The sequence below is a fragment of the Arthrobacter sp. P1_A5 genome, from assembly GCF_056406825.1.
On the sequence record NZ_JBFTZL010000191.1, the window covers coordinates 1 to 6,667 of the forward strand.

The window sequence follows — 6,667 nt, forward strand, 5'->3', positions numbered from 1 at the left end:
GTCCAGCATTGCAACGCCAGTGCGACGCCGCCGGTCCGGCCGGCGCTCACCAGCGGCAGCCTTGACGCCGGACGCCACCTCGGCTGAGGCACAGGGCGGGCGGCCGCGATGCGCTCGCGACCGCCCGCAGCGACCGGGTGCACCCTGGGCTTAGCGCACCGACTTGCGCTCGTAGATCKCCATCGACCAGGCGTACCCGGCGACCACAATCACGACGCACCACCCGATTGCCAGCACCGGGCTCCAGCCGAGCGGGGTGCCGAGCAGCAGCCCGCGGATGGCCTCAATGAACGGCGTGAAGGGCTGGTACTGCGCGAACCACTGCAGCCATTCCGGCATCGACTCGGTCGGCACAAAGCCGCTGCTGAGAAAGGGCAGGAAGGTCAGGACGAGGGGCAGGTTGCTGGCGGTCTCGGCCGACTTCGCCTGCATGCCCATGGCCACCCCGAGCCAACTGATCGCGTACGCGATGAGCACGATCAGACCTGCGGCGGAGATCCATTCGACAAACCCGGCGGTCGGGCGGAAGCCAATCAGGAGGCCGACGCCAAGCACGAGCACGACGGCGATAATCGCCTGGATGGTATTGCCGAGCACGTGCCCGGCGAGCACCGCGGCCCGCGAGATCGCCATCGTCCGGAACCGCGCGGTGATGCCCTCGGTCATGTCCATCGACACGGTCGTCGCGATGCCGCCTGCGCTGCCGGCGATGGTCAACAGCAGGATGCCCGGCATGACGTAGGCGACATACGCCTCGCGCCCGCCGGCCGGATCAGCGCCGGGCAGGCCGGCCCCGAGCGTGCCGCCGAACACGAACACGAAGAACAGCAGCAGGACTACCGGCCCCACGATGGTGAACACCGACAGGCCCGGGTAGCGCAGCATGTGCAGCAGGTTGCGGCGCAGCATCGTCACCGAGTCGGCAATGACGTGCGATTGCTGGCGGGTGCCCGGGGCCGTCCGGCGCTKGGCGGCGATGGTGGTCATGAYTCGGTYCCCTTCGTSTCGACCCGGCCGGTGAGCGCGAAAAACACGTCATCGAGGTCCGGGGTGTGGATGCTGAGGTCGTCGACCTCCAGGTTGGCCGTGTCGAGGCGGTCCAGCACGGTGCGCAGCGCGCCGACACCGCCGGCGGTCGGCACGGTGAGCGAGAGCCCGGCGTCGTCGCGGGCGGATTCGCCGAGCAGCCGGGAGGCGGCGTCGAGCCGCGCGGCATCGGCGAACCGGAGCCGGATATGTCCGCCCGGCACCAGGCGCTTGAGCTCGTCCGGCGTCCCCTCGGCGACGAGCCGGCCGCCGTCGAGCACCGCAATGCGGTCGGCGAGCTCGTCCGCCTCGTCCAGGTACTGGGTGGTGAGCAGCACGGTGGTGCCGTCCGCGACCAGGCTGCGGACGATGTCCCACATGGTGTGGCGGCTGCGCGGGTCCAGGCCCGTGGTGGGCTCGTCCAGGAAGATGACACTGGGCGCCGAGACGAGGGTCATGGCGAGGTCGAGGCGGCGCTGCATCCCGCCCGAGTAGGTGGCGAGCGGCTTGCGGGCGGCCTCGACGAGGTCGAACTGCTCCAGCAGCTCGGCCACCCGGGTCTTCGAGCGCTTCGCTCCAAGATGGCGCAGCCGGGCCATCAGCAGCAGGTTCTCCTCGCCGGTGAGCAGCTTGTCCACCGCGGAGAACTGGCCGGTGAGGCCGATCGCGGCGCGGACGCCGTCGGGGTCGCGCACGACGTCGCATCCGTTCACCAGTGCCGTGCCGCCGTCGGGCCGCACCAGGGTGGACAGGATGTGCACGGTCGTCGTCTTGCCCGCGCCGTTCGGGCCGAGCAGAGCGGTGACGGTGCCCGCGTCCACGGTGAGGTCGACGTCGTCGAGCACGGCCTTTGCGCCGTAGGACTTCCGCAGCCCGCGGACTTCGATTGCTGGCGTGTTCATGTGCTTCGTTCCCTTCTGTTGGTGGCCCGGAGTCATTGGGCGCGCTGGATGCTGATGTCGCCGTGCTGGGTGCGTGCACGCACTGCGACGGTCTGTTCGGACGCGTCGGGAGCGCGGTCGCTGTCCAGCTGGTTGCGGACGTGCCCCTCTTTCGAGGACAGATCGAGCCAGGCGGGAACGCCGGGACGCACGCCGATGGTGACCTGCCCGAAGCCGCTCTCGACCTGGATGGAACCACTCGAGACCTCTGCGAGCTGGATGCTGCCGTAGGCGGTCTTCGCCGCGACGGAGCCGAGTGCCTTCGAAATCTCGAGGTCGCCGTAGGAGAGCTTCGCTTCAAGGTCGCCGCCGGACTCCCCGATCAGGATGGTGCCGTGCGACGCCTTGAGGATCGCGTCGCCGGTGACTTTGCCGATCCGGATCTGACCGTGGTCGGCCGTGATCTCGATCCCGCCCTCGGCGGTGCCSAGGGTCGCGTTGCCGTGCGAGGCGCGCAGCCACAGGTCGCCGGTGGAGTCGAGATCGACGCGGCCCATCGAACTCTTGATCCGGGTAGCGCCGAGGCGTCCGACGGTGCGCACGCCGCCGACCCCTATCTCGGCGGTGAGCCGCGACCCGGCCGGCAGCTCGACCTTCACATCGACCGACTCGGTGGGGCCGATCCAGCTGATGCGGGGCCGGGGGCCGGTGATGATGAGCCGCTGGCCGTCGACGTCGACCCTGGTCTCTTCCGCGCCCCGCCGGTCGACCGCCTTCGCGGGGTTCGTCGGCGAGACGGTCACGACCGTGTCGTCGCGGTCAGTGGCGATGATTTCGATCGCGCCGACCTGCAGTTTGATGGCGAGGTCGATGGGGGTGGGGGTGTCGTAGGTGGGCATGCTGGGGCCTTCCTTTTAGGTGTGTTTGATCGACCCCGCGGGTCCGCGTGGTTGGTGGGTGTCGTGTGGTGAGGTGGGCGGTTTAGCGCGCCCAGCCGGCGAAGTTGTCGCCGGTGCGCAGCGTGCGCTGCGCGGATCGTCGCTGCTTGGGCTGGAGAGCGGCTGCGACCGCGCGGACCAGCCAGGTGTTGACGGACAGGCCGTCTGCAGCCGCGGCCTCGTCCACCCGCGTCTTGAGGGCATCCGGCAGGCGGAGCGTCGTGCGCGAGGTGCTGGCGTCGTCGAGGTCGAGGGGTGCGGCCGGCCGCTCGTCGGTGTCAGATTCCGGGTTCGGCTGGGTCACCACGAACTCGACGTCGCGTCCGCGCAGCCGCATGTCGACTGATCCGGGTGCGAGGTCGCGGGTGATCTCGCCGGCTGCAGCCGAGAGAACGTCGAGGAGCACGAGCCGGGTCGCGGCGTCCAGTCCGGCGGCGAGCCGCTCGGCCACGGCGCGGGTGTCCTCCGAGCCGTTCTCCGCGGCATCCACTAGCTGCCGCTGTAGGTCGTTGACGTATTGTCCGAGTTCCATGCCACCATAGTGACACCACGGTGGTGTCACGTCAAGCCTTCGTGGTGTCACGGGTGATCCGCAGGTTGGTGCGGCGGCTCGATGAGGGTGGGGACGGGCGAAGGGCCTCGCCCTGAGTCCTAGTTGGCGTCCTGTCGGTTCACCATTTCGGCGATCCAGATCGGCGCGAACGGAGAGGTGCAGTTCGGCGGCGTCGGGTAATCCTTGAGCACCTCCAGGCGCTCGCCGATGCCGATCGCGCGGGCGCGGTGTTCGGGGTGCTCAATCCCGATCTGGGCCAGGCAGTGGTTCATCGCCCACTGCAGTCGGTCCGGGGCRTCCTTCATCTGCGCCTCGATGATGTCGAGCAGTCCTGGCAGGTCGAGGCCCTCCGGCTTCTTCGCAACGCGGTCGGTGGTCAGCGCCCAGCCGGCACTTGCCACCAGCGGGTCCGGATCGGCGAACCAGGCCACGCGCAGTTCCTCGGCATGCGGGTTCTTCTTCACCACATAGTTGACGAGCCAGTCCTGCACCTTGGGAGTGTGCGCCTGGCGCAACATGACGTCCAGCTCATCACGATCGAACGCCTTCGGACGGCAGATCAGGAGCGCCAGGAGCCGCGCCGCGGTATCACCGGTCCCCCACAGCTCACCGGCCAGCTCCTGCTGCGTCTTGAGCCGCTTGGCCAACGCCCGCAGCTTGCCGAGGTTCACCCCGTGGTCGTCACCGTGCTTGGCGTTCACGTCCCGGATCCTCGGGTCCTCGAGGTCGGCCAGCTCGGCCATCACCTCGGCCGCCGTCGTTCCGGTTTCCGTCGTCTGGGCCACCTCGGCCTCCTGTCCGTTGCTTGTGCGATTCAGCATACGTCGGCGGTTCGGCCGCCCGCGGCGATAAGCGGCTTGGCGACGAAAACAGACGACTGCACCGTGGCCGCGCACGCCGGTGAGCGTCCGGTGCTCACCTGTGAATCGCCCGCTGCCCCTTGCCCCAGACTGGTTGCCTGCGGCAAGCTGTTGATCAGCTGATGAATTGATCAACCGGGAGAGACCCGACGGCGGCAGCCCCCGGAAGGTTGCCGCGGCGGTGCCGTTGCGGGGCTGGAACCCCGCAGGACGGGAGGGCTCGGAACATGGAACGTGCAGGATCCAGGCCGGCAAAAATTCGCGCCGCCGTCATTTTCTCAGTGGTGGCGGTGATGGTAATTCTTGGAATTGCGTGGATCGTGACTACCCGGTCACCGGTCACGCCGCCTCCGGGAGCGTCCGGGGCCCCGGTGAGTAATCCTTCGGTATCGGGACGGGCGACTTTCCAGAAGGTCCCGAATCAAGTTCTGTTTGCGCTTGATGATTCCGGAAACCCGGATCTCTCCGGAGACTTGACGAATATCAAGCAGGGTGACGCCGGCGATTGCTATTTCCTCGCAGCGTTGATGACAGTGGCCTCCCGGGCCCCCGCGACCGTCTTGAACATGGTTCATGACAACGGCAACGGCACCTACACCATTTCTTTCCACAGCAAGTACGACGGGGTGTCCAATCCGGTGACGGTCACGGTCAACGGTGATCTTCCATACCGCCGCGGCAAGCCCTTTGAAAACAGCATCGAAAATATCGATGGCAAAAACGTGTCATGGGCCGCGATTATCGAGAAAGGGTGGGCTGCCGCGAACGGCAACAGCTACAGCGGCATCGATGGCACCGACCTCAGCAACGCCCAGGATCATGATGTGCACAACGCCCTCTATGCCATCACCGGCGAAGTGGGCGTCGACCGCAACCCCGGCGGCCCCATGACGGGAGTGAGCTTTGAGCAGATGCAGCAGGATTTCGCGAAGGGCCTCGTGACCTTTGGGACGTCCAACTCCGACGGCGAGCTGGTCTCCGACCATTCCTACGCATTGCTGGGTCTGAATCCCTCCGACCAAACGGTCGTGGTGGGTGATCCGGAGGGTGGCCACACCACGCTGGCTTTTGCGACCTTCCAGTCAACGAACATCAACCAGTACATCGCGATACCGACATATCCTTGAGCGGCAGTCCTAAACGGCAGCCATGGCCCRCTCGCCGTTGAAGTATTCGAGCTGCCAGCCGTCGACGGCATGGTGGTGGGCCAGGTTGAGCACGGCGTTGTCGATGCTGTCCAGGGTGCGGCCGACGGCGCGGCTGAGACTCACGCGCAGGAGCGTGCCATGGGCGACGGCCAGGACGCGGCGGCCACGGAACTCCTCGGCCAGCGCCTCAAGCGCGGCTAACCCCCGGCCGGCGGCCTCGTCCTCGCTTTCCGCTCCGCGGAACCCATGAGGAATGCGCAGTGCGTCCAGTTCAGGACCGTCCTGCAGGCCCTCCGCGGGTCCGAAGCTGCGCTCGGCGAGCTCCGGCACGCGCCGGGCCACGCTGAGCCCGAGCCCGGCGGCGATGAGATCGGCGGTTTCAGCGGCACGGCTCAGCGGCGAGGACACGATCGCGTCCCATTCATAGCCGGACAGGACGGCGACGGCGTCGCGAGCCTGACCGCGGCCGATGTCGTTCAGAGGAATGTCGGTGGATCCCTGCAGCCGGCGCTGTGCATTCCAGTCTGTCTGGCCATGGCGGATGAGGGCGAACGTCGTAGAGGTCATGCCTTCCATTCTGCCCTGACGGCAGGCTGGCGATGACAGAGGCGCCGGCCTGGGAGCGCGGGACCCACGTACCAGATCACCCGCGTCCTCAAATCAACCAGCTCGAAACCCTCACCGACGACGTCATCGGAGCCGCCGCGAGCATCCTCGTCATCGGCAAATGCGACAAGAGCGATCACAAAACACCGCCACTTCGCATAGTCCCTTGACGCATGGCAAGCACCGGACGCAAAGTTCACACGAGAGTCATTCCTCAGATGGCCGATAGCCGTCCGGGGCCCAGCCCTCATGCCGCAACAACCGCTGCACGGCGGAGCATATTGCATCCCTTGAGCCCCTCTCAGGCGGAGCCGCTTGCGGTCAACAACGGGAGCGCTCCGGTCACCTCTTGGACAGGAGAAGTAAGGATGGATCTCGAGCAACCGCCCCCAGGCCCAAAGACGGTAACTGCGGCCAGGGCCACCAAAGACGCGGCGCTGGCGTCCACTTCCCCGTCGCGGAAGAAGGTTTCGTACGGTGCGCAGGACCGCAGAGGACCACTTCTGTGGAATTCAGGCCTGGAAAGGCTCACCAACCGAACTCGTCTGCCAGGACAGCCAGCCGATGTGGGCGTGAACCTGTTCTACGAGGACCTTGAGTGGAATCCCCTCCTTGGCCCGGGCGATCCCTCGGGGATCATTCCGAGGGACACGGA

7 protein-coding genes are annotated in these 6,667 nt (G+C 67.1%); 1 reads left to right on the top strand and 6 read right to left on the bottom strand.

The window, feature by feature from the left end; translation table 11 throughout:
* Window positions 1–150: 150 nt before the first annotated feature.
* The 5 genes from AC1D1S_RS18060 to AC1D1S_RS18080 all read right to left on the bottom strand — a co-directional run bounded on the left by AC1D1S_RS18060 (window position 151) and on the right by AC1D1S_RS18080 (window position 4,141).
* Window positions 151–987: an ABC transporter permease gene (locus AC1D1S_RS18060; protein ID WP_476995097.1), complete on the bottom strand. Its 837-nt coding sequence runs from the start codon at window positions 985–987 to the stop codon at window positions 151–153.
* Window positions 984–1,928, bottom strand: a complete 945-nt coding sequence (locus AC1D1S_RS18065; RefSeq protein WP_476995098.1) for an ATP-binding cassette domain-containing protein — start codon at window positions 1,926–1,928, stop codon at window positions 984–986. Before AC1D1S_RS18065 ends, AC1D1S_RS18060 begins: the two co-directional genes overlap by 4 nt.
* Before the next feature lie 32 nt (window positions 1,929–1,960).
* Window positions 1,961–2,806, bottom strand: coding sequence for a DUF4097 family beta strand repeat-containing protein (locus AC1D1S_RS18070; protein WP_476949521.1), 846 nt, complete (start codon window positions 2,804–2,806; stop codon window positions 1,961–1,963).
* Window positions 2,807–2,888: 82 nt separating this feature from the next.
* On the bottom strand, window positions 2,889–3,377 hold the full coding sequence (locus AC1D1S_RS18075; protein WP_028276302.1) for a hypothetical protein: 489 nt from the start codon (window positions 3,375–3,377) through the stop codon (window positions 2,889–2,891).
* A 119-nt stretch (window positions 3,378–3,496) separates the two neighbouring features.
* The gene (locus AC1D1S_RS18080) at window positions 3,497–4,141 is read right to left on the bottom strand and encodes a DNA alkylation repair protein (protein ID WP_476995100.1); all 645 of its coding nucleotides are present in this window, start codon (window positions 4,139–4,141) and stop codon (window positions 3,497–3,499) included.
* A gap of 344 nt (window positions 4,142–4,485) precedes the next feature.
* On the opposite strand from AC1D1S_RS18080, the gene AC1D1S_RS18085 reads away from it, so the two are divergent.
* Entirely contained in the window at window positions 4,486–5,385 is a 900-nt protein-coding gene (locus tag AC1D1S_RS18085; protein ID WP_243177498.1) for a C2 family cysteine protease, read from the top strand.
* A 9-nt stretch (window positions 5,386–5,394) separates the two neighbouring features.
* On the opposite strand, the gene AC1D1S_RS18090 is transcribed toward AC1D1S_RS18085, so the two are convergent.
* The gene (locus AC1D1S_RS18090) at window positions 5,395–5,973 is read right to left on the bottom strand and encodes a histidine phosphatase family protein (RefSeq protein WP_476995099.1); all 579 of its coding nucleotides are present in this window, start codon (window positions 5,971–5,973) and stop codon (window positions 5,395–5,397) included.
* Between the last annotated feature and the right edge of the window lie 694 nt (window positions 5,974–6,667).

What these genes read in the sequence shown, in the direction of transcription:
- AC1D1S_RS18075 (WP_028276302.1), bottom strand. Translation starts at nt 3,377, where the DNA reads ATGGAACTCGGACAATACGTCAACGACCTACAGCGGCAGCTAGTGGAT.
- AC1D1S_RS18085 (WP_243177498.1), top strand. Translation starts at nt 4,486, where the DNA reads ATGGAACGTGCAGGATCCAGGCCGGCAAAAATTCGCGCCGCCGTCATT.